The sequence below is a fragment of the Bradyrhizobium sp. USDA 223 genome (assembly GCF_044909005.1).
GTDB lineage: Bacteria > Pseudomonadota > Alphaproteobacteria > Rhizobiales > Xanthobacteraceae > Bradyrhizobium > Bradyrhizobium yuanmingense.
The window spans coordinates 4,072,773-4,092,198 of the sequence record NZ_JBIYDR010000001.1 but is presented as its reverse complement, the minus strand read 5'-3'; the positions used below and the strand labels follow the sequence as shown (position 1 = coordinate 4,092,198).

Sequence of the window (19,426 nt, the reverse complement as noted above, 5' to 3'; positions counted from 1 at the left end):
AACATCGGACGAGGGATCCCGGGAGGAACCATGACGAACGCGGCGGCCTTGGCACGCAGGCGCGTGCCTATTTTCCTCGTTGCGGCATTTGCACTGGCTACGCCAGCGCAGGCGCAGAAATCGGGCGGCAGCATCACGGTCGGACAGGAGCTGGAGATCGCAGGCTTCGATCCGCTCAAGGTCGGCGTCTACGACACCTCGACCTTCACCGCTGCCGCCGCGATCTTCGACACGCTGACGACGCTGAATGACAAGGGCGAGGCCGCGCCGAAGCTCGCGGTGTCGTGGGCCCATTCCGACGACTACAAGACCTGGACCTTCAAGCTCCGCGAAGGCGTCAAATTCCACGACGGCACACCGTTCAATGCGCAGGCCTTCAAGGAGAATTTCGACCGCCAGAAGGACCCCGCCAACAAGTGCCGCTGCGCCTTCTACATCACCAACGTCAAGGAGGTGCTGGCGCCGGACGAATACACAATCGTCTACAATCTCACCGATCCTAGCGTGAACCTGCCGGCGACGATCACCATCCAGAGCCAGAACAACGTCATCCATTCGCCGACCGCCTGGAAGACCAAGGGCGACGATTACAACCGCAATCCCGTCGGCACCGGTCCCTACATCCTGAAGTCATGGACCGCCGGCGACCGCATGGTGCTGGAGAAGAACCCGAACTATTGGGACAAGGGCCGTCCCTATCTCGACCGCATCGTCCTGAAGCCGCTGCCGGATGCGCAGTCGCGCTTCGCCTCGCTGCAATCGGGCGAAGCCGACATCATCTGGGACGACGAGAACGACGCCGACAACATCACGAAGGCGCAGAAGGACCCCAAGCTCACCGTTCACACCTACAAGGGCTCGGGCGCTGCGGTCTATGCCTTCAACACCAAGGCGGCGCCGTTCGACGACGTGCGGGTGCGCCAGGCGCTGGTGATGGCGATCGACCGTCCCAAGATGTCGCAGGCGATCAGCAACGGCCTGAGCCGGCCCGCGAGCAATCCTTACGGCGACGGCTCCTGGGTCAAGTGCAAGGACGACGGGGCGCTGCCGTTCGACGTCGAGAAGGCCAAGGCGCTGATCAAGGATTATGGCAAGCCGGTCGAGTTCAAGATGCTGGTGACGGCAACGCCGCGCGGCCGCATCATCGGCCAGGTGCTGCAGCAGTTCTGGAAGCGCGTCGGCGCCAACATGGAGATCGAGCAGGTCGACCAGGCCACGATTCCGACGCGAGCCTTCACGCGGCAATTCCAGCTGACGCCGTGGCGCATCGTCGATCTCGCCGATCCCGATCCGCAGATGTACGCGAATTTCCGCAGCGGCAGTCCGCTGTCGCTCTCCGGATATTCGAACCCCGAGCTCGACAGGCTGCTGGATCATGCACGCGTGACCGCAGATATGGGCCAACGCAGCGAGGATTACTGCGCCATCAGCCGCCTGATCAACAAGGAGGCGATCTGGTTCTGGACCTTCCAGAACACCTATTACGCGCTGTCGAGTGCCAAGCTGAAAGGCTTTCCGAAGATGTACAACGGCGTGATGGACGTCTCCAGAACCTGGCTGGAATGATGGCGCGATGCTGAACTTCATCGTTCGGCGGCTGCTTGCCATGCTGCCGGTGCTGCTCGCCGTCTCGTTGCTGACGTTCCTGATCGCCTCGCTGCTGCCGGGCGATCTCGCGCTCGTCATCCTCGGCGACCAGGCAACGCCGGAGAACGTCGCGGCGTTGCGCCGCGACATGGGGCTCGACCAGCCGCTGTGGTGGCGCTACCTGAGCTGGCTCGGCCACGTGGTGCAGGGCGATCTCGGCCGCTCGTTTCGCACCGGGCAGACGGTGCTGCAGGCGGTGGCCGAGCGCATTCCGGTCTCGCTGCAGCTGATGCTGATGGCCGAGTTCATCGGGCTCCTGATCGGCGTTCCCGTCGCGATCGCCTGTGCCGCGCGCGCCGGCGGCGCGTTCGACCGCTTCATGACCGGCAGTGCCTTCGCGATGCTGTCGATGCCGTCGTTCCTGGTAGCGATCCTGCTGATCTATCTGTTCGCGGTCGAGCTGCGCTGGCTGCCGGCGACCGGCTATGTGCCGTTCACCGAGGCACCGCTGGCCAATTTGCGCTTCTTCGTGCTGCCGGCGCTGACGCTGGCGCTGGCGGAGTGGCCGGGCATCATGCGTGTGCTGCGCTCGGACATGATCGCCGCCTTGCAGGAGGACTATATCGCGCTGGCGAAAGCAAAGGGTCTCAAGCCATCGCGCATCCTGTTCGTGCATGCGCTCAAGCCGTCGTCGCTGACCCTGGTGACGGTGACGGGCATCAATATCGGCCGCCTGCTCGGCGGCACGCTGATCGTGGAATCGATCTTCGCGCTGCCCGGCATCGGCCGGCTGCTGGTCGGGGCGATCTACACCCGCGACCTCGTCATCCTCCAGGGCGTCGTGCTGCTGGTCGCCTGCGGTTTCGTCATCGTCAACTTCATCGTCGACATGCTCTATGCCGTGCTCGACCCCAGGATCCGCCATGGCCACGCTTGAGCTGTCGATCCAGGACGAGGACGTGGCTGCGCCGGTCGGCCGCAAGCCCAAGCTCGGCCTGTTGTTCTGGATCGCAAGCGCCTGGGTTGCGATCATCATTTCGCTAGCGATCCTGGCGCCGGTGCTGCCGCTGCAGAACCCGACCGACATGGACATGCTGGAACGGCGCGCCGCCTTCTCCAGCGAACATTGGCTCGGCACCGACGGGCTCGGCCGCGACGAGCTCGCCCGGCTGATCTTTGGCGCGCGGGTGTCGCTGACGGTCGGGCTGATCGCGCCCATGATCGGCCTCGTCGTCGGCGGCGCGCTCGGCCTGCTGGCCGGCTATTTCCGCGGCCGGTTCGAGACGCTGGTGGTCGGCAGCATGGACGTGCTGCTCGCGTTTCCGCCGCTGATCTTCGCGCTCGCGGTGGTCGCCTATCTCGGGCAGTCGGTCCCCAACCTCACTGTCGTCCTCGGCGTGCTCGGTATTCCCGCCTTCATGCGCGTGGCGCGCGCAGCGACGCTGACGCTGGCGCGGCGAGAATTCGTGATCGCGGCCGAGGCGTTAGGGGCGAGCCATGCGCGCATCCTGCTGCGCGAGCTGCTGCCGAACGTCATCCTGCCGCTGCTCGCCTTCTTCCTGCTCGGCGTCGCCGTCACCATCGTGGTCGAGGGCGCGCTGTCCTTCCTCGGCCTCGGCGTGCCGCCGCCGATGCCGAGCTGGGGCAGCATGATCGGGGAGGGACGTGACAGTCTGGACGTCGCGCCGCGTCTCGCCTTCCTGCCGGCGGCAGCACTGTTCGCGACCGTGCTGGCGTTCAACCTCGTCGGCGACACCTTGCGGGCCCTCACCGACCCACGTCAGGGGGCGCTGTGACCGCGCCGCTCCTGGCCATCGAGGATGTCGCGGTCGAGCTGCCGACCCCGCGCGGAAACCTGCGCGCCGTCGATCACGTCGACCTTTCGCTGCAGGCCGGCCGCACGCTTGGGATCGTCGGCGAATCCGGCTGCGGCAAGACCATGCTCTCGCGCGCCGTGCTGCAGCTGCTGCCGAAGAAGGCGAAGCTGACGGGCCGAGTGATGTTCGACGGCGAGGATCTGGTGCGGCTCGAGCCTGAAAGCCTGCGGCGCCTGCGTGGACGCGACCTCGCGGTCGTGTTCCAGGACCCGATGACCTCGCTCAACCCGGTGCTCACCATCGGCACGCAGCTGATGGAGACGATCCAGGAGCACCTCGAGCTTGACGCTCCCGCCGCGAAGGCCCGCAGCATCGAGCTGCTCGCCGCCGTCGGCATTCCCGCCCCGGAGCAGCGGCTCACACAATATCCCCATCAATGCTCCGGCGGCATGCGCCAGCGCATCGCGATTGCGATCGCACTGTCCTGCGAGCCGAAGCTGTTGATCGCGGACGAGCCGACCACCGCGCTCGACGTCACCATCCAGGCTCAGATCCTCGATCTGCTCGCGCGCGAGCAGCGCCGCCGCCACATGGCGATGATCATCATCACCCACGATCTCGGCGTCGTCGCTGGCCGGGCCGACGAGGTCGCGGTGATGTATGCCGGCCGGGTGGTGGAGCGCGCGCCGACGCAAGCCTTGTTCAAGCGCATGCACATGCCCTACACCGAGGCGTTGCTGGCGGCGATCCCGAAGCTCGAGACCGCGCCGCATACGCCGCTGCCGGCGATCTCGGGCCGTCCACCCGATCCGACGCGGCCTCTGAAAGGCTGCTCCTTCGCGCCGCGCTGCAATTATGCCACGGCGCGCTGTCATGAGGCCAAGCCGGTCCTGACGAGTGCCGAGATGGCGGAACATCTCTATGCCTGCTTCCATCCGATCCGGATGGCGGAGGGGATCGAGGCATGATGCAGCTTGCCGCGCGCCCCGCGCCGCTTCTGAGCGTCGACAATCTCGTCGTCGAATATGGTCTGGGTAACAAGATTGTTCATGCCGTCTCCGGTGTCAGCCTCGAGGTCGCGCGCGGCGAGACGCTGGGACTGGTCGGCGAATCCGGCTGCGGCAAGTCGACGCTCGGCCGCGCGGTGCTGCAACTGCGCCGCGCTAAGTCCGGCCGCGTGATGTTCGACGGCGAGGACCTCACCGCCATGGAGGGCGAGGCGCTGCGCAGGATGCGCCGGCGCGTGCAGCTGATCTTCCAGGATCCGATTGCTTCCCTCAATCCGCGCCGGCGCATCGGCGACATCGTCGCCGAGCCGCTGATCATCGCCGGGATCAAGGATGCCGCCGAGCGCAAACGGCGCGTTCACGAGGTGCTCTCCGCGGTCGGGCTCGACCCCGATCTCGTGGCGAACCGCCTGCCGCACGAATTCTCCGGCGGCCAGTGCCAGCGCATCTGCATCGCGCGCTCGCTGGTGCTCAAACCCGAATTCATCGTCTGCGACGAGCCGGTGTCGGCCCTCGACGTCTCCATTCGCGCGCAGATCCTCAACCTTCTGGAGGAGATGAAGGCGCGCTTCGGTCTGACGCTGCTGTTCATCGCGCACGACCTCGCCGTGGTCAAAGCAGTCAGCGATCGCGTCGCGGTGATGTATCTCGGCCGGCTCTGCGAGGTCGCTCCCTCCCAGCAATTGTTCGCGCGGCCTGCGCATCCCTACACCGCGCTGCTGTTGCAGGCGATCCCGGTGCCGGATCCGGACGTGCGTCCCGTCGAAAGTGTGGCGGCCGGCGAGCCGCCATCGCCGATTGCGCCGCCATCCGGCTGCCGCTTCCGCACCCGCTGCCCGCGCGCAGATCAGCGTTGCAGCGCGGAGATACCGGAGTTGCGCCAGATCGCACCCGGCCAGTTCGCGGCTTGCCACCATCCGCTGGCCTGAACTAAGACCGGTTTGTCTGGTCGCGCCGACCATGGCATGGTGGCGCGACAACAAGAAGCATGCGGGAGGACGCCGATGAAGAGTTTCAAGGTTGCCGATTTCAAGGCACCGCTGTTGGAGGTCGACGAGGCGACGCCGCAGCCCTCGGGCACACAGGTGCTGATCAAGGTGAAGGCCGCCGGCGTCTGCCACAGCGACCTCCACATCTGGGAAGGCGGCTATGATCTCGGCCATGGCCGCAAGCCGCTCTCGCTGAAGGACCGCGGCATCAATCTGCCGCTGACCATGGGCCACGAGACGGTCGGCGAAGTCCTCGCCTTCGGACCCGACGTGAAGCCGACCGATCAGGGCGACCTGAAGGTCGGCGATGTCGGGCTGGTCTATCCCTGGATCGGCTGCGGCAAATGTGCCACGTGCCTCGCCGGTGACGAGAACATGTGCCTGACGCCGCGCTCGCTCGGGGTCTATTGCGACGGCGGCTATTCCGATCACATGCTGGTGCCGCATCCGCGCTACCTGCTCAATCTGAAAGGCCTCGATCCTGCGACGACCGCGCCCTATGCCTGCTCGGGCGTCACCACCTACAGTGCGCTGAAGAAGGTCGAGCAGCATTTCGACACGCCGATCGTGATGTTCGGCGCCGGCGGCCTCGGGCTGATGGCGCTGTCGCTGCTCAAGGCGATGGGCGGCAAGGGCGCGATCATGGTCGATATCGACGCGAGGAAGCGCGAGGCGGCAGAGAAGGCCGGTGCGCTCGCGACCGTCGATCCCAAGGCGCCGGACGCGCTGGAGCAACTTGCCAAGAAGGCGGGTGGCCCGATCCGCGCCGTGATCGATCTCGTCGGCAATGCCGCCACGACGCAGCTCGGCTTCGACTGCCTGACCAAAGGCGGCAAGCTCGTCATCGTCGGCCTGTTCGGCGGCGGCGCGACCTGGGCGCTGCCGCTGATTCCGATCAAGGCGGTGACGATCCAGGGCAGCTATGTCGGCAATTTGCGCGAGACGCAGGAGCTGCTCGACCTGGTGCGGTCGAAGAAGGTGCCGCCGATCCCGGTGACGCAACAACCGCTCGCCAAGGCCAACGACGCCCTGCTGCAATTGCAGCAGGGCGCGGTGGTCGGGCGTACGGTGCTGACGCCGTAACGAACGCCCTCTCCCTCGTCATTGCGAGGAGCGAAGCGACGAAGCAATCCAGAATGTCTCCGTGGATGCAGTTCTGGATTGCTTCGCTTCGCTCGCAATGACGACCTGGTTGACACCTTCCTTGAGGCCTTAAATGTCCGCAAACAACGCCTTCCACATTGCCGTGCTCGCCGGTGACGGCATCGGCCCTGAAGTCATGGCGCCGGCGCTGGAGGTGCTGCGCAAGGTCGGCGAGAAGTCCGGCCTCGGCTTCCGCTTCACCGAGGCGCCGGCCGGCGCCAACCATTATCTCGCGACCGGCAAGTCGATGCCGGATAGCACCATCAAGCTATGCGAGGAGGCGGACGCGATCCTGCTCGGGGCCTGCGGCCTGCCGTCGGTGCGCTACCCCGACAACACCGAGATCGCGCCGCAGATCGAGCTGCGCTTCATCTTCGATCTCTATGCCGGCGTGCGTCCGGCGCGGCTCATTCCGGGCGTGCCGAGCCCGATCGTCGGCGCGGACCAGCGCGGCATCGATCTCGTCGTGATCCGGGAGTCCACCGAGGGCCTGTTCGCCTCGATGGGGAAGGGCATCGTTACCCATGAGGACGCGCGCGAGACCCTGGTGATCACGCGCAAAACCTCGGAGCGTCTGTTCGAGTTCTCGTTTCGCCTCGCCGAGCGGCGCAAGGTGCGCGGCAAGCCGGGGTCGCTTGCCTGTGTCGACAAGGCAAATGTGTTCAAGGCGTTCGCCTTCTTCCGCCGGATCTTTGACGAGGCCGCTAAACGTCATCCGGACGTGAAGACGGATCATCTCTATGTTGACGCCTGCTCGGCGATGCTGGTCAAGCGTCCCTGGGATTTCGACGTGATGGTGATGGAGAACATGTTCGGCGACATCGTCTCCGATATCACCGCGAGCCTGATCGGCGGCCTCGGCATGGCGCCGTCCGCCGACATCGGTGACAAATACGCGGTGTTCCAGCCGTGCCACGGCACGGCGCCTGACATCATGGGGCAGGGCAAGGCCAACCCCACCGGCATGATCCTGTCCGCCGCGATGATGCTGGATTGGCTCGCCGACAAGCACGGCGTAGAAATTGCGGCCGAGGCGGGTGAGCAAATCGAGCGCGCGATGGACCAGGTCTATGCCGGCGGCATCAAGCCGATGGAGTTCGGCGGCAGCAACGGCACCGCCGACATCACGAAGGCGGTGCTGGGAGCGCTGTAGGGGCTGTGCTCCTCGCCTCTCTCCACGACGAAATTACTTTCCCCTAAACTGCGGCTTGCGCTTTTCCATGAAGGCCTGCCGGCCCTCGCGGAAATCCGCGCTGTCCATGCAGGCATTGCCGATCGCCTTGATCGCCTCCATGTCGCGCCGGCTCTCGTCCTTCAGCACCTGCGCGATGGTGATCTTGGCCGCCTTGATCGCGAGCGGGGCGTTCTGCGCGATCGTCTCGGCCATCGCCATGGTCTCGCCCCAGAGCTCGCCTTGCGGAAACACACGCTCGACGAGGCCGATGCGAAGCGCCTCGGCGGAATCGATGCGCATGCCCGTGTACATCAGAAGCCGCGCCCAGGACGGCCCGACCAGCGACACCAGATGCCGCAGGCCGTCATAGCCATAGGCGATGCCGAGCTTGGCGGCGGGAATGCCGAACTGGCTGTCCTGCGAGGCGAGGCGGATGTCGGCGAGCATCGCGACCTGCATGCCGCCGCCGAGGCAATAGCCGTCGATGCAGGCGATGGTCGGCTTGGGATAATCGGCGAGCAGCGCGCGCTGGGCGGCGCTGCGCTTGGCGTATTGCTCGGACGCCGCCGCATTGTGCCTCACTTTCTCGAACTGGCTGATGTCGGCACCCGAGACGAACGCCTTGCCGCCGGCGCCGCGCAGGATCACGACGCGCACCGTGTCGTCGTCGCGCAAGGCCGTCAGCGCCTCGCCAAATCCCTCCCACATCTCCAGCGACATCGCGTTGCGCTTGTCGGGATTGTTGAAGGTGATCACGCCGACGCCATCGGCCGTGTGCGTCAGAATCTTGCCGTCGGCGTAAGGTGTTCCGGTCGTGCTGATAACGTCTGGCATCGCGCGCTCGCTGCTCGGTGGCGAGGCGCAATGTGCGGCGCAGGCGCCGCCGCGGTCAACCGGCGCGGGAGAGCAGAGGCTGCATCCGCCTGTGCTGCGATTGCATGGCGCGCCGCGTTCGACGGAGGCGGAAACGTCGAAGGAAGACCGCCAAGAAAAAGGGGCGGCCAGGCCGCCCCGAGACGGGCCGCGCGCAGTTGCGCGCAGACATCTTTCGGCCGATCTCGTGCAATCCGGCCGCGCCCCCGTGACGCGGCGGATTGAACGTCGGCCGTGAAGGCCGGGCCGTCGACCGGCCTCAGCTCTCGTTCGCCGCGATCGATTCCATCAGCGAGACGAGCTGACGCTGCACCGTCTGGTCCTTGATCTTGCTGTAGGCGCGCAGCAGGCGGAGGCTGAAGGCCGAGTCGAGGAAGAGCAGGCTCTCGACTTCGCGGGCCTTGTTGTCGCCGTCGTAGAAGAAGGTCACGGGCACATCGAGGGCGGAGGCGATCTGCTGAAGCCGAGCCGCGCCGACGCGATTGACGCCCTTCTCGTATTTCTGCACCTGCTGGAAGCTGACGCCGAGCTTCTCGCCGAGCTCGGCCTGCGAGATCTTCATCTCGACGCGCCGCAGACGGATCCGCTTGCCAAGCTCGATGTCCGGCTTGCCCGCGCTGCGCTGCTTCATTCTTTTCGCCGCTGCTTTCATCTCTGTTTTCACCTTTGTTCTTCGGTTGAAAATCCCCCGAAGAGCTGGGTCAGGGGTTCGCCCATATACGAGTCCTTGAATTCATGCGGGTGCACGAACTCTTCCTTAAACCACGGGAAGCGGGCCGGATTGAAAGCCTCGATCAGCCAGTCAATCATGTGCCGCACGCGGGGGATACGGCCGCTACCGGGGTGGTAGGACAACCAGATATCCAGCGGCCGGTTCAGCTCGACCTCCAGTGGAATTAGTTTCCCGCCGAGCGCAATGGCGTAGCTCGGGAAGACACCGATGCCGGCGCCGTTCGCGACCGCCCAATAATTGGCGCTCGAGACGTTCGTCTTCATGACCAGAAGGTCACGTTCGGACACGCCCGGGAAGAAGCTCTCGAAGGATTCCTTGGCGGCGAGCTGGTCGGCGAATTGCAGCACCAGACGATGCTTGATCAATTCCGCCGCCGAGCGCGGCGCGCCATGCTTTGCGATGTATTTCTCGGAGGCCCAGAACATCAGATGCATGCGGCCGAGCCGCACCAGCTTGATGTCCAGCGCCGAGGGACGAGACAGATGAATGGCGACGTCGGCCTCGTGGCGCGAGACGTCGGCCGAGCGCATCGCGCAATGCAGGTCCACCAGGATTTTCGGATAGGCCTGCTGGAATTCGACCAGGCGGGGGGCAAGCCAGAATGTGCCGAGCCCTTCGGTGACGGCCACGCGGACCTCGCCCGACAGCGCGTTGGCCATCGAATCGCTGGCGCGCAGCACGTCGAAGGTGGCCGCCTCCATGCGTTCGACAGCGGAGACTACCAAGGCGCCCTCATCGGTCAGATGGGTGCCGTGGACGTCGCGCGTGAATAACGTGGTGCCGGTCTGGCGTTCGAAATCGTCGATCCGACGCCGCACGGCGTTGATCGACAGAGACAGGCGCTCGGCCGCCGAGCGAAAGCTTCCGCATCGGACGACTTCCAAGAATATGCGGGCGGCGTCCCAATCGGAGAGGCCGCTGATATTTGTCTTTGGGCGTTCCGCCAGAGGAACGCCCCTTTCCGCCAAGGAGTGCATACAATTCCCTTTGGAACGCTAAACTGGCAGAATCTGGCGCAAACCACAACCACGACGGGTTGGGGAACGACGAGTTTTGAACGTCATCCTTACTACCTTAGGGCGGTATTTGGATGCTCCCATGGGCTGGGAATTCGGGCGAGGCTAATCGGCTCGAGTGAGGGGTATGACGTGAGTTCCGTTGCGAGCCGCGAGATGGCTGCGGGAGTGCCGGCGCTGACTGCAATGAACGGTCTTGCGCAGGAGTCGGTGCTCTTCGCCGTTGCCGGATCAATCGCACCGCGTCAGGCGTTCGCTCCCGGAGCATTGCTGCGGTCGCCAAAGGCGTCGCATGGCGATGCGAGCGGGAACCCGGTTCCGCAGCACAAACACACTGAAATCAGGTTCGAAGGCGCAGTCGCCTCGTGCTATCTATCGTCTTCCATGGGGGCCGAAGGGGGCGTGACAGATACGTCTCGCAGGCCGAATTAACGGAAAGAACGCCGGTGTCGCATTCAGACGAACAGTTGCAGTCGGTGCTGGAAACGCTCGAGGAGTGCCGCAGGGTTCTCAATGCCTGCAACAGCCGCGAGTCGGCCGAGATGCTGTCCATCGTCATCCTCGACGTCAGGATGAAACTGAAAGGAATCGACAGTGCCGATCTCAAGGCGCTGTGCGACGAAATGCTGCGGAGCGCTGCCAGCGAGCCGCCGGCCCCTTCCAAGCAGACGCAGGACCAGCCCCGGCGTCCGCTGCTCCGCGTGGTGAAGTAGCCGCGCCGCCCAATCTCGCTTTCCGGCGAGGTTTGTGCGCGTCCCGATGCCGCATCTGTGATCACGGAGGGCATCGGGCGGAGCCCTGGCTTTGTGCGCCTCTGTTGCGCATTCTCCGGCATGGGCTACACCAGAGCCGGTTCGGCTCCGGGTCGGGCGCGATCCCTGCGCGCCTTGACGGGGCCTGAGATGGCTCCGATTGCATCATGCAAAATGTTTCGATTCCGGCCGCACTGATTGCCGGCCTCGTCAGCTTCCTCTCGCCTTGCGTCCTGCCTCTGGTTCCGCCCTATCTGGTCTACCTCACGGGCGCCACGATCGAGCATGTCGAGAGCGACGAGCCGGTCGCGGCCTCCAAGCGCGCGATCATGATGTCGGCGCTCCTGTTCGTGCTCGGCTTCTCCACCATCTTCGTGGCGCTCGGCGCCAGCGCTTCGCTGATCGGCGGGCTGATCCGTGCCTGGTCGGCGGAGCTGTCGATCCTCGCCGGCATCGTCATCATCATCATGGGCCTGCACTTCCTCGGCCTGACGCGGATCGGCTTTCTGATGCGGGAAGGACGCCTGCCGATCCCCAAACCGGTCGGCCTGTGGGGCGCCTATATCATGGGCCTCGCATTTGCGTTCGGCTGGACGCCTTGCATCGGCCCGATCCTCGCCGCGATCCTCTCGGTCGCCGCGGCGGAAGCCACGGTGACGAGGGGCGCCGGCCTGCTCGCGGTCTATTCCGCGGGCCTCGGCATCCCATTCCTGATCGCCGCGCTGATGATCGAACAGTTCTCCGCGCTGTTCGCGCGCATGAAGGGCCAACTCGTCAACGTCGAGCGCGCCATGGGCGTCCTGATGGTGCTCACCGGCATCGGCTTTCTCACCGGCGCGGTCTCGAATGTGAGCATCTGGCTGCTGGAGACGTTTCCGGTGCTGCAGACGATCGGTTAGGGCGCGCGGGGACCGGGTTCTCACGGACGAAAAAGTAGAGGAACCGTTGAAATCGGTCAGGCATGCTGCCACGGAACGACGATTCCAAACCTTTCCGGTCCCGAGGCGTTGCATCGTGGGACAACTCGCATGGTGGAGATCACGTGACCAAGACACTGCGCTTAGAACCCCTGTCGGACAACGCGGCGTTGGTTGCCTGGCAATTTTTGGGGCAGCCGTTGCAGGAGTGGCCGAGCTGGGTTCAGTCGAATTGCTCGCTGCAGAAGGATGCCGACGGAAAATTCGAGCTTCGGCACGAGCGGCGCAGCGGCACACAGATCGTCTATCTCGGCGAGTGGCTGGTGAGAGATCTCGATGGCGGCGTGGACTTCTACACGGACGCTGAGATCTGGTCGCGGTTCGCTGCTAAGCGCTGACGCGCTGAGCGATTCAGCCGACGCGTCGATCGCGCCTTAGTCTTTCCTGCTCGAGCTTCGGACGATCAAAAGCCTGTGTGGCTGGTGGGGCAAAAGGCCTCGCGGTAGGACACATCCACAGAATGCAATCTGTGGTAATATTCCTTCGTACTGCACCCTGAGGGGCAATTCTTCTGAACGTATACTGAAACGAGAATTTCAGACAATCGACATCTTCGGCGCCCCTCTCCCTTACAGCATATTGAGCAGGAGCAAGCGATGGGAACCGACGTGAATGTTCATCCCGGTCATGGCAAGGCCGGACGTCAACCGACGCGACAATTTCTGGATACGCTTTCCGGACACGACGATCCGGGCATGTTTGGCCGGATGTTTCCGACCCTGGAGCCGCTCGCTGTCGACGACGGTCCGCTGCGCGAACTCGCCGACGCGATGAAGGATCCCGCCCCCGGCGATGCCGCGGGAAACAACGCCAACGTCCCGGCGGGTTTCACCTATCTCGGCCAATTCGTCGATCATGACATCACGCTCGATCTGACCTCCTTCGGCGAGAAGGAAGCCGATCCGATGGCGGTCACGAACTTTCGCACGCCCGCACTCGATCTCGACAGCATCTATGGTCTCGGTCCCGACGGGAGCCGTCATCTGTACGCGCGCAATTCGGCGGGCGACAACGGCAAGACTCCGGGTCCCAAGCTCCTGATCGGCAAGACCGTCAACGTCGACACCATCACCGGAGATCATCGCAACGACCTGCCGCGCAATCCCGAGGGGTTTGCCCTGATCGGCGATCATCGCAACGACGAGAACCTGGTCGTCGCGCAAACCCATCTTGCGATGCTGAAGTTTCACAACAAGGTCTGCGATCAGTTCGCGGCGTCCGGCAAGCCGGCGGGCGAGATCTTCGAGGAAGCGCGCCGGATCGTGACCTGGCACTACCAATGGATGGTCCTGCACGATTTCGTGGAGCGGATCACCGAGAAGGGTATCGTTGCGAAGATCCTCGAGCAGGGTCGGCGCTTCTACCGCTTCAAGAAGATCCCCTACATGCCCGTCGAGTTTTCGGGGGCGGTCTATCGTCTCGGCCACAGCATGGTGCGCCAGGCCTATAGCCACAACCGGATTTTCACGTTCGGCCCCGACGGTATTCCTGCAACTCTCGATTTGCTGTTCAGGTTCACCGGCCTTTCGGGAGGAATCATCGGAGACCTCGCACCCAATCCGATTCAGCCGCCGCTCCCGCTTCCGTTGCTTTCGAGCAACTGGATCATCGACTGGCGGCGCTACTTTCAGGTGCTGCCGAACAACCCTGCGGGCGTGACGCTCAATCCCTCGCGCAAGATCGACCCCTTCATCGTGCCGCAACTCCATACCCTGCCTGGCGACGGCGGCAGCCTGCCGTTCCGCAACCTCAAGCGCGGCGTGTTGCTGGGATTGCCGTCCGGGCAGGACGTCGCCAAGGCCATGAAGATCAAGAATCCGCTGACGCCGGAAGAAATCTCGAAGGGGAGCGACGGCGCCGTGGCGAAAAAGCATGGCCTGCACCAGCATACCCCGCTCTGGTACTACATCCTCAAGGAGGCGGAGCAGCGGGGCAGCGGCGAAAGGCTCGGGCCGGTTGGCGCGACCCTGCTTGCCGAGGTCTTCGTCGGCCTCGTCCATGGCGACCACCAGTCGTATCTCTGGCTCAAGGGCAAGACCTGGAAGCCGACGCTGCCGTCGCAAGTGCCGGGCGAATTCACGATGGCCGACCTGCTGCGTTTCGTCGGGGATATCAGCCCGATCGACGGCATCTCGACGGTCTAGACCAGACGCCCGCCAGCGTTGCAGACGGTGGGCCGGACCGGCGTGCATGGCGCGCCGGTCTGGACGTTTGCAACAATGCTCAGGGCTTGAACACGTAGCCCGGCGTGATCGCCGCCGTCTCCGGGATCGGCGGCAGGTCGGCGAACAGCTCAGGACGGTCTTTCATGACCTTGAGAATGTGCTTCGGCTCAATATGCGCATTGACATCGAAGGTCGATTTGAGGATGCCGAGCCGGGTGAGCCGGTCCTGGGCGCTCCATAGCGCGCGGTAGTTGTTCGCCGACAGCCGGCGGTCCGCCTGCTGGATGTTGAACTGCATCGCGGCCTCCGCGACCTCCTGCTTCAGGCCTGGAATCCAGCGCGTCGCGACTTGTGCCGCCAGCTTCGGGTTCTTGCGCATCCATTGGTCGGCCTCGGAGACGGCGGCGAGGAATTTCTCGATGGTCTCGCCGTTGGCCTGCACCCATGGGCGCAGCGCGACGTTGAAGCCGATATAGGAGATCACGTCGCCGCCCCGAATGATCTCGACGGCGCCCGGCACGTCCTTGCCCGCAACGATCGGCCAGGGGTCCCAGCCCGAGAACGCGTCGATGCCCTTGGCGAGCAGGGCGACGGTCATGTCCGGGGGCGGGGTGTTGACCAATGTTACGTCGTCGGGTTTCAGTCCGGCCCTCTCCAGCGTCGCCAGGATGTAGAGATGGTTGATCGTGCCGAACGACGCCGCGATCTTCTTGCCCTTCAACGTCGAAAGGTCGCCCTTGACGATGCCCGAGCCTTCGCGCGCGATGATCGCCATCGTGGCATCGGAGCCGGCCTTGGTGGCGTTGCCGCTGTAATTGCCCAGAGCGACGAGGTCCATGCCGCGCAGCACCGCGCCGATCATGGGTACGCCGACCTGCACGATCTCGCTCTCGCCGGCCTGCAACGCGTTCAGCGCGTCGACGCCGGTGGCGTAGGGGCGTGCGATCGTGACGTCGAGCCCGTACTTCTCGAAGAAGCCGCGCTCGAGCGCGATGGGCAGGCCGATCTGGTCGATGCCGGTGACCATGCCGGCCTTGAGTTTCGTCAGGGTTTGGGCGCTTGCCGGCACCATGCCGGCCAGAAGCGCCAATCCAAGCAGCAAGAGTCGTTTCATAGTCTCAGCCTCCCTCTTTTATCGGCCCCACCGACGTCACCCAATAGGGCCGGGCCACGGCATTGAGGTCCGTTCTTTTGACACCGCGCAGCTCGATCGAATGCTCGTCCGTGCCCGAGACGCGTCCGTATTGCTGGAAGGCGAGCACGTGGAAACGCTCCGGCGTGAACGGCAGCTCGATCTGCACGTTCACCTTGTCCGATGTGCCCGCGAGCTGCGGCGAGATCTTTCCAGGCGCTGCCACCGTCAGCCAGACCTGAAACAGTGCCCATGCGGCCACCGCGCCGAGAACGACACGGCTCTTGGGCGAGCGAAGAACGTCGGCGGCGATGCTCATGCTGCGCGCACCATCTGCAGCACGCGCGCCGAAAGCTGCTTGAACTGGTCGTCCCGGACGAGATCGTCCCAGATGCGGGGACGCGGCAGGTCGACCGCGACCTGGTCGAGCACGCGTCCCTTCGACAGCACGACGACGCGGTTGGCGAGAAACACCGCTTCCGACACGTCATGGGTGATGAAGATCACCGTCGGCTTGCGCTCCTGCCAGATGCGGGTCAGTTCCTCCTGGAGCGTCATGCGCGTCTGCGCGTCGACGCTGGCGAACGGCTCGTCCATCAAGAGGACGTCGGGGTTGTTGGCGAGTGCGCGCACCACGCCGACGCGCTGCTGCATGCCCCCGGAGAGCTCGTTGGGATAGCGGTGCGCCGCATGCGAGAGCCCGGCAAGCGCGAGATATTCATGCGCGATGCGGTCGCGCTCGGCCTTCGGCACGCCGCGCATCTTCGGCCCGAAGCCGACATTGTCGAGCACGGTCTTCCAGGGAAACAGCGCGAACGACTGGAACACGACGCCGCGCTCGGGGCCGGGCCCGTGCACCGGCTTGCCGTCGAGCAGGATGTCCCCCTTCGAATAGGGAATGAAGCCGGCGATCATGTTCAGGATCGTCGTCTTGCCGCAGCCGGAGGGGCCGACCACCGAGATGAACTCGCCGGGCTCGACGTCGAGTGAGACGTCGTGGACGGCGGTGACATGCGCGCCTGCATAAGGGTCGAAATAGGTCTTGCCGAGATTGCGCAGCGAGAGCGTCTTCATGATGTCACCAATCCCCAACGCTGGCCGGTCGCACGCTCGAGCGGGGCGAGAATCCAGGCGTCCACGATGTACCAGAGCAGTCCGAGAATGATCATGCCGAGGATGATCTCGACGGTCGAGCCGGCGCGGCGCGCATCGAACATCATGAAGCCGATCCCTGAGGTGCCGACGATCATCTCGACGGCGATCAGCGCGCGCCAGCCGTAACCGAGTCCGTTGCGCAGGCCCGTGATGATGTTGGGCAGCGCTCCCGGCAGCGTCACCTCCCAGAGCACGCGCGCCCGCGAAGCCCCGAGGCTCAAGGCGGCGCGTGACAGATCGCGCGGCACCGATTCGACGCCGAGCACGGTGTTGAGCACGACGGGAAACAGCACGGTGTAGACGATGACGAAGGTCATCGTCGTCAGACCGAAGCCGAACCAGATCAGAAGGATAGGCAGCCAGGCGATGTCGCCGATGGCCTGGAAGAACAGCAGCACCGGCCAGCAGATGCGATGCGCCCAGCGGCTGGTGCCGATCAGGATGCCCAAGGGTATGCCGAGCGCCATCCCAACCGCGGCGCCGGTCGCGAGCCGGATCAGGCTGTCCTGGAGATAGTCGGGCAGGATGCCCTTGTAGGTCAGCGTGAAGAATGCGCGGATGACGTCGGCCGGGCCGGGGAAGAACGCGCGTGGAAACAGCCCGGCCTCGCTGACCGCGGTCCACAGCGCCAGCACCGGGATGAAGGGAATGATCGCGGCGATGCCCGGCCAGCGTCGGGTCAGGCGGGCATAGCCGGCCCAGATTTGCAGCAGGACGTTCATGCGCGCCTCACCATGCCCCAGCGCTCGATGGTCGCGCGTTCCAGCGGGACCAGCAACAGACGGTCGATCAGAAGCCAGAGCACGCCGATCACGATCATGCCGAACACGATCACCTCGGTGCGGTAGAAATCGCGCGCGACGAACAGCATGTAGCCGAGCCCGACATTGGTCGCGATCATCTCCGCGGCGATCAGGCCGCGCCAGGCAAAGCCCAGGCCGGTGCGAATGCCGGTGACGATATTGGGCAGCGCGCCCGGCAGCAGTACTTCGGTCAGCAGCGCCCAGCGGCCGGCGCCGAGCGAGGCGGCAGCGTTGCGCAGCGTGTGCGGGATGGTCCTGACGCCGAGAAGCGTGTTGTAGGCGACGACGAAGAATACCGCGTTGAAGATCACGAAGACGATCGCGCCGAAACCGTAACCGAACCACAGCGTCGCGATCGGGATCCAGGCAATGCCGGCGAGCACCGAGAAGAACCGGAACAGCGGCGTGAGAAAGGCCGCGACCGTCGGGCTGACGCCCATGGCGATGCCGAGCGGCACCGCGGTGGCGATGCCGATCAGTGTCCCCAGGCCGACGCGCAAAAGACTGGCGCCGACATGCGCGAACAACGTGCCGTCCCGGATCGAGTCAAGCGCGGCGGTGCCGACCGCGCCGACCGAGGGAAACACGCGCGGATTGACGTTGAACAGCGGGATCACGGCGGCCCAGACCGCGACCAGCGCAAGCAGCGGCGCGATGAACATTGCAGCGCCGGCCAGCGAGTTGACGCTGCGCATCAGCCGCGACGATCGGCCTTTCAGACTGCCCGTCAGCTGCATTCGACCTCCCTGACGCTCAGCTATGCCTGTACCGGCATTTCCCACTGATCATTGCTGGTATCGTAGCCGCGTCTCGCCCAATCGCATATCTGTATCGGTTGCGACCCTCCTCGCGATCCGCGCGGAGCGGGGATCCGGGCCGAGCCCCTCATGTCACGGTGCATGGCGCTTTCTCTTGTTGAGGCTCGGCTTCCTGACGGCGCGCAGGGTCGATCCATCCGCTTTGCGAGCCGCCGCGGCGATAATGGTCTTTCGGTTCGACAGCTTCGATCGGGTGTAGCCCAGCAGCCGTTCCATCGCGGCGCGCGCCTTCTCCGGGTTGCCGCTCTCGATGGCCCGCGCCGCCATGACGTGGTTCGGCAGATTGTCCTTGAACCAGCCGCCGGGGCCGCCGACGGCAACGGTGAAGACGGTGCCCAGAATGGTATCGATCGCGCCGCGAAAGCCCTGGAGGACCGGATTGTGGGTCGCGTCCAGGATGGCGAGATGGAAAGCCTTGTCGGCAGCGAGGGCGCTGGCCTGGTCCTTTGCAGTCTGCATCGCCGCCAGGGCCGTGTCGATCCGCCAGCGGTCGTTCCTTGTTGCACGCTCGGCCGCAAGCGCTGCGGCAGCGGGCTCGATGATCGAGCGCACCTCCTGGATTGCCAGCAGAAGGTCCCGATCCGGCTCGTCCTGGCCGACCAGCCAGCTCAGCACGTCGCGGTCGAGCAGGCTCCATTCGTGGCGCGGCAGCACGTGTGTGCCGTGGCGCGGCCGCACGCTGACCAGACCTTTGGCGGCGAGCGTCTTGATGGCTTCGCGCACCACGCCGCGCCCGACTCCGAAGCGGGCTTCGAGCTCAGGCTCCGGCGGCAGGGCTGTCCCGACCGGAATGAGATCCTGCGCGATCTCCCGGCCGAGCGTCGTCAGCACCGCGCGAATGCGGCCGGGCTTGATCGGCTTGTCGACGGGGCTCGGGCGCGCTCTTGCCACTCGTACGTTTCTCCCGTCCGGCCTGTCGCGGCTGGTTCGTTTGTATTTGGCTGCCACGCCCCGGCAGCTGCAATCATCGGATGTTTAACATCGGATGAATGGATGAGGGCAAGCACTATTGTCGCAGCACACCCCGTGTTGCGTTGCGATATGCGCGTGGACCGCGGATCAAAGCATCTCCTCCAGCGTGCAGGTCAAAGTGCAGACGACGCCGCGCGGCAGAGGCAAGCCCCCGTGATCCGCTGCACCTCGGCATCGAGCACCATGCGCACGCTACGCACCGTTTCCAGCACACGGCGCGCAGCCTCGCTGCGATCCTGACGGTAGTTGTAATTGGCAAGGCCCACCGCGAAAACGATCAGCGGCAGCGTCGTTCCGGCCCCCGTCCAGCGCG

General features: G+C 64.9%; 20 protein-coding genes and 1 pseudogene. 11 read left to right on the top strand and 10 right to left on the bottom strand.

Going from position 1 to position 19,426, the window contains the following annotated elements:
* Window positions 1–30 precede the first annotated feature (30 nt).
* From ABIA40_RS18865 to ABIA40_RS18835, 7 genes are all read left to right on the top strand, one after another.
* Window positions 31–1,566, top strand: coding sequence for an ABC transporter substrate-binding protein (locus ABIA40_RS18865; protein WP_404542748.1), 1,536 nt, complete (start codon window positions 31–33; stop codon window positions 1,564–1,566).
* Window positions 1,567–1,573: 7 nt separating this feature from the next.
* Entirely contained in the window at window positions 1,574–2,524 is a 951-nt protein-coding gene (locus tag ABIA40_RS18860) for an ABC transporter permease (protein WP_404542745.1), read from the top strand.
* Window positions 2,511–3,383, top strand: a complete 873-nt coding sequence (locus ABIA40_RS18855) for an ABC transporter permease (protein WP_404542742.1) — start codon at window positions 2,511–2,513, stop codon at window positions 3,381–3,383. The genes ABIA40_RS18860 and ABIA40_RS18855 overlap by 14 nt, the downstream gene beginning before the upstream one ends.
* A complete protein-coding gene (locus tag ABIA40_RS18850; RefSeq protein WP_404542739.1) occupies window positions 3,380–4,372 on the top strand; it encodes an ABC transporter ATP-binding protein in 993 nt (330 codons plus the stop codon). The genes ABIA40_RS18855 and ABIA40_RS18850 overlap by 4 nt, the downstream gene beginning before the upstream one ends.
* A complete protein-coding gene (locus ABIA40_RS18845; protein ID WP_271545502.1) occupies window positions 4,369–5,340 on the top strand; it encodes an ABC transporter ATP-binding protein in 972 nt (323 codons plus the stop codon). The genes ABIA40_RS18850 and ABIA40_RS18845 overlap by 4 nt, the downstream gene beginning before the upstream one ends.
* A 75-nt stretch (window positions 5,341–5,415) precedes the next feature.
* Window positions 5,416–6,483, top strand: a complete 1,068-nt coding sequence (locus tag ABIA40_RS18840; RefSeq protein ID WP_036037755.1) for an alcohol dehydrogenase — start codon at window positions 5,416–5,418, stop codon at window positions 6,481–6,483.
* A 133-nt stretch (window positions 6,484–6,616) separates the two neighbouring features.
* Window positions 6,617–7,696, top strand: a complete 1,080-nt coding sequence (locus ABIA40_RS18835; protein ID WP_404542736.1) for an isocitrate/isopropylmalate dehydrogenase family protein — start codon at window positions 6,617–6,619, stop codon at window positions 7,694–7,696.
* 33 nt (window positions 7,697–7,729) lie between these two features.
* Here the strand turns inward: ABIA40_RS18835 and ABIA40_RS18830 are convergent, their stop codons facing one another.
* From ABIA40_RS18830 to ABIA40_RS18820, 3 genes are all read right to left on the bottom strand, one after another.
* Window positions 7,730–8,551, bottom strand: a complete 822-nt coding sequence (locus ABIA40_RS18830) for an enoyl-CoA hydratase (protein WP_404542734.1) — start codon at window positions 8,549–8,551, stop codon at window positions 7,730–7,732.
* Window positions 8,552–8,849: 298 nt separating this feature from the next.
* Complete coding sequence (locus ABIA40_RS18825) at window positions 8,850–9,221, bottom strand: helix-turn-helix domain-containing protein (RefSeq protein ID WP_020608151.1); 372 nt, start codon at window positions 9,219–9,221, stop codon at window positions 8,850–8,852.
* A 29-nt stretch (window positions 9,222–9,250) separates the two neighbouring features.
* Entirely contained in the window at window positions 9,251–10,300 is a 1,050-nt protein-coding gene (locus ABIA40_RS18820) for a LysR family transcriptional regulator (protein ID WP_157280992.1), read from the bottom strand.
* A 485-nt stretch (window positions 10,301–10,785) separates the two neighbouring features.
* Here ABIA40_RS18820 and ABIA40_RS18815 point away from each other — a divergent pair, with 485 nt between their 5' ends.
* The 4 genes from ABIA40_RS18815 (at window position 10,786) to ABIA40_RS18800 (ending at window position 14,212) form a co-directional block, all read left to right on the top strand.
* Window positions 10,786–11,052: a hypothetical protein gene (locus tag ABIA40_RS18815; protein ID WP_275508917.1), complete on the top strand. Its 267-nt coding sequence runs from the start codon at window positions 10,786–10,788 to the stop codon at window positions 11,050–11,052.
* A gap of 206 nt (window positions 11,053–11,258) precedes the next feature.
* The gene (locus ABIA40_RS18810) at window positions 11,259–11,990 is read left to right on the top strand and encodes a cytochrome c biogenesis CcdA family protein (RefSeq protein WP_157280996.1); all 732 of its coding nucleotides are present in this window, start codon (window positions 11,259–11,261) and stop codon (window positions 11,988–11,990) included.
* A gap of 143 nt (window positions 11,991–12,133) precedes the next feature.
* Window positions 12,134–12,406 (top strand): hypothetical protein, encoded by a 273-nt coding sequence (locus ABIA40_RS18805; RefSeq protein ID WP_036025895.1) that lies wholly within the window; start codon window positions 12,134–12,136, stop codon window positions 12,404–12,406.
* Window positions 12,407–12,664: 258 nt separating this feature from the next.
* Window positions 12,665–14,212 carry a heme peroxidase family protein gene (locus ABIA40_RS18800; protein ID WP_404542730.1) on the top strand — a complete coding sequence of 516 codons (1,548 nt, stop codon included), beginning with the start codon at window positions 12,665–12,667 and terminating at the stop codon, window positions 14,210–14,212.
* Window positions 14,213–14,291: 79 nt separating this feature from the next.
* Here the strand turns inward: ABIA40_RS18800 and ABIA40_RS18795 are convergent, their stop codons facing one another.
* The 7 genes and pseudogenes from ABIA40_RS18795 to ABIA40_RS18765 all read right to left on the bottom strand — a co-directional run.
* Window positions 14,292–15,347 (bottom strand): ABC transporter substrate-binding protein, encoded by a 1,056-nt coding sequence (locus ABIA40_RS18795; RefSeq protein ID WP_404542728.1) that lies wholly within the window; start codon window positions 15,345–15,347, stop codon window positions 14,292–14,294.
* Between the two features lie 4 nt (window positions 15,348–15,351).
* Window positions 15,352–15,684 carry a hypothetical protein gene (locus ABIA40_RS18790; RefSeq protein WP_404542726.1) on the bottom strand — a complete coding sequence of 111 codons (333 nt, stop codon included), beginning with the start codon at window positions 15,682–15,684 and terminating at the stop codon, window positions 15,352–15,354.
* Window positions 15,681–16,439: an ABC transporter ATP-binding protein gene (locus tag ABIA40_RS18785; protein WP_157281004.1), complete on the bottom strand. Its 759-nt coding sequence runs from the start codon at window positions 16,437–16,439 to the stop codon at window positions 15,681–15,683. The genes ABIA40_RS18790 and ABIA40_RS18785 overlap by 4 nt, the downstream gene beginning before the upstream one ends.
* Entirely contained in the window at window positions 16,436–17,242 is an 807-nt protein-coding gene (locus ABIA40_RS18780) for an ABC transporter permease (RefSeq protein ID WP_036004520.1), read from the bottom strand. Before ABIA40_RS18780 ends, ABIA40_RS18785 begins: the two co-directional genes overlap by 4 nt.
* Window positions 17,239–18,060: an ABC transporter permease gene (locus tag ABIA40_RS18775; RefSeq protein WP_271545488.1), complete on the bottom strand. Its 822-nt coding sequence runs from the start codon at window positions 18,058–18,060 to the stop codon at window positions 17,239–17,241. The genes ABIA40_RS18780 and ABIA40_RS18775 overlap by 4 nt, the downstream gene beginning before the upstream one ends.
* A gap of 153 nt (window positions 18,061–18,213) precedes the next feature.
* Window positions 18,214–19,032 (bottom strand): FadR/GntR family transcriptional regulator, encoded by an 819-nt coding sequence (locus ABIA40_RS18770; protein ID WP_271545486.1) that lies wholly within the window; start codon window positions 19,030–19,032, stop codon window positions 18,214–18,216.
* Between the two features lie 197 nt (window positions 19,033–19,229).
* Window positions 19,230–19,400: pseudogene (locus tag ABIA40_RS18765) on the bottom strand (sensor histidine kinase); the annotation flags it as partial.
* Window positions 19,401–19,426: the final 26 nt, after the last annotated feature.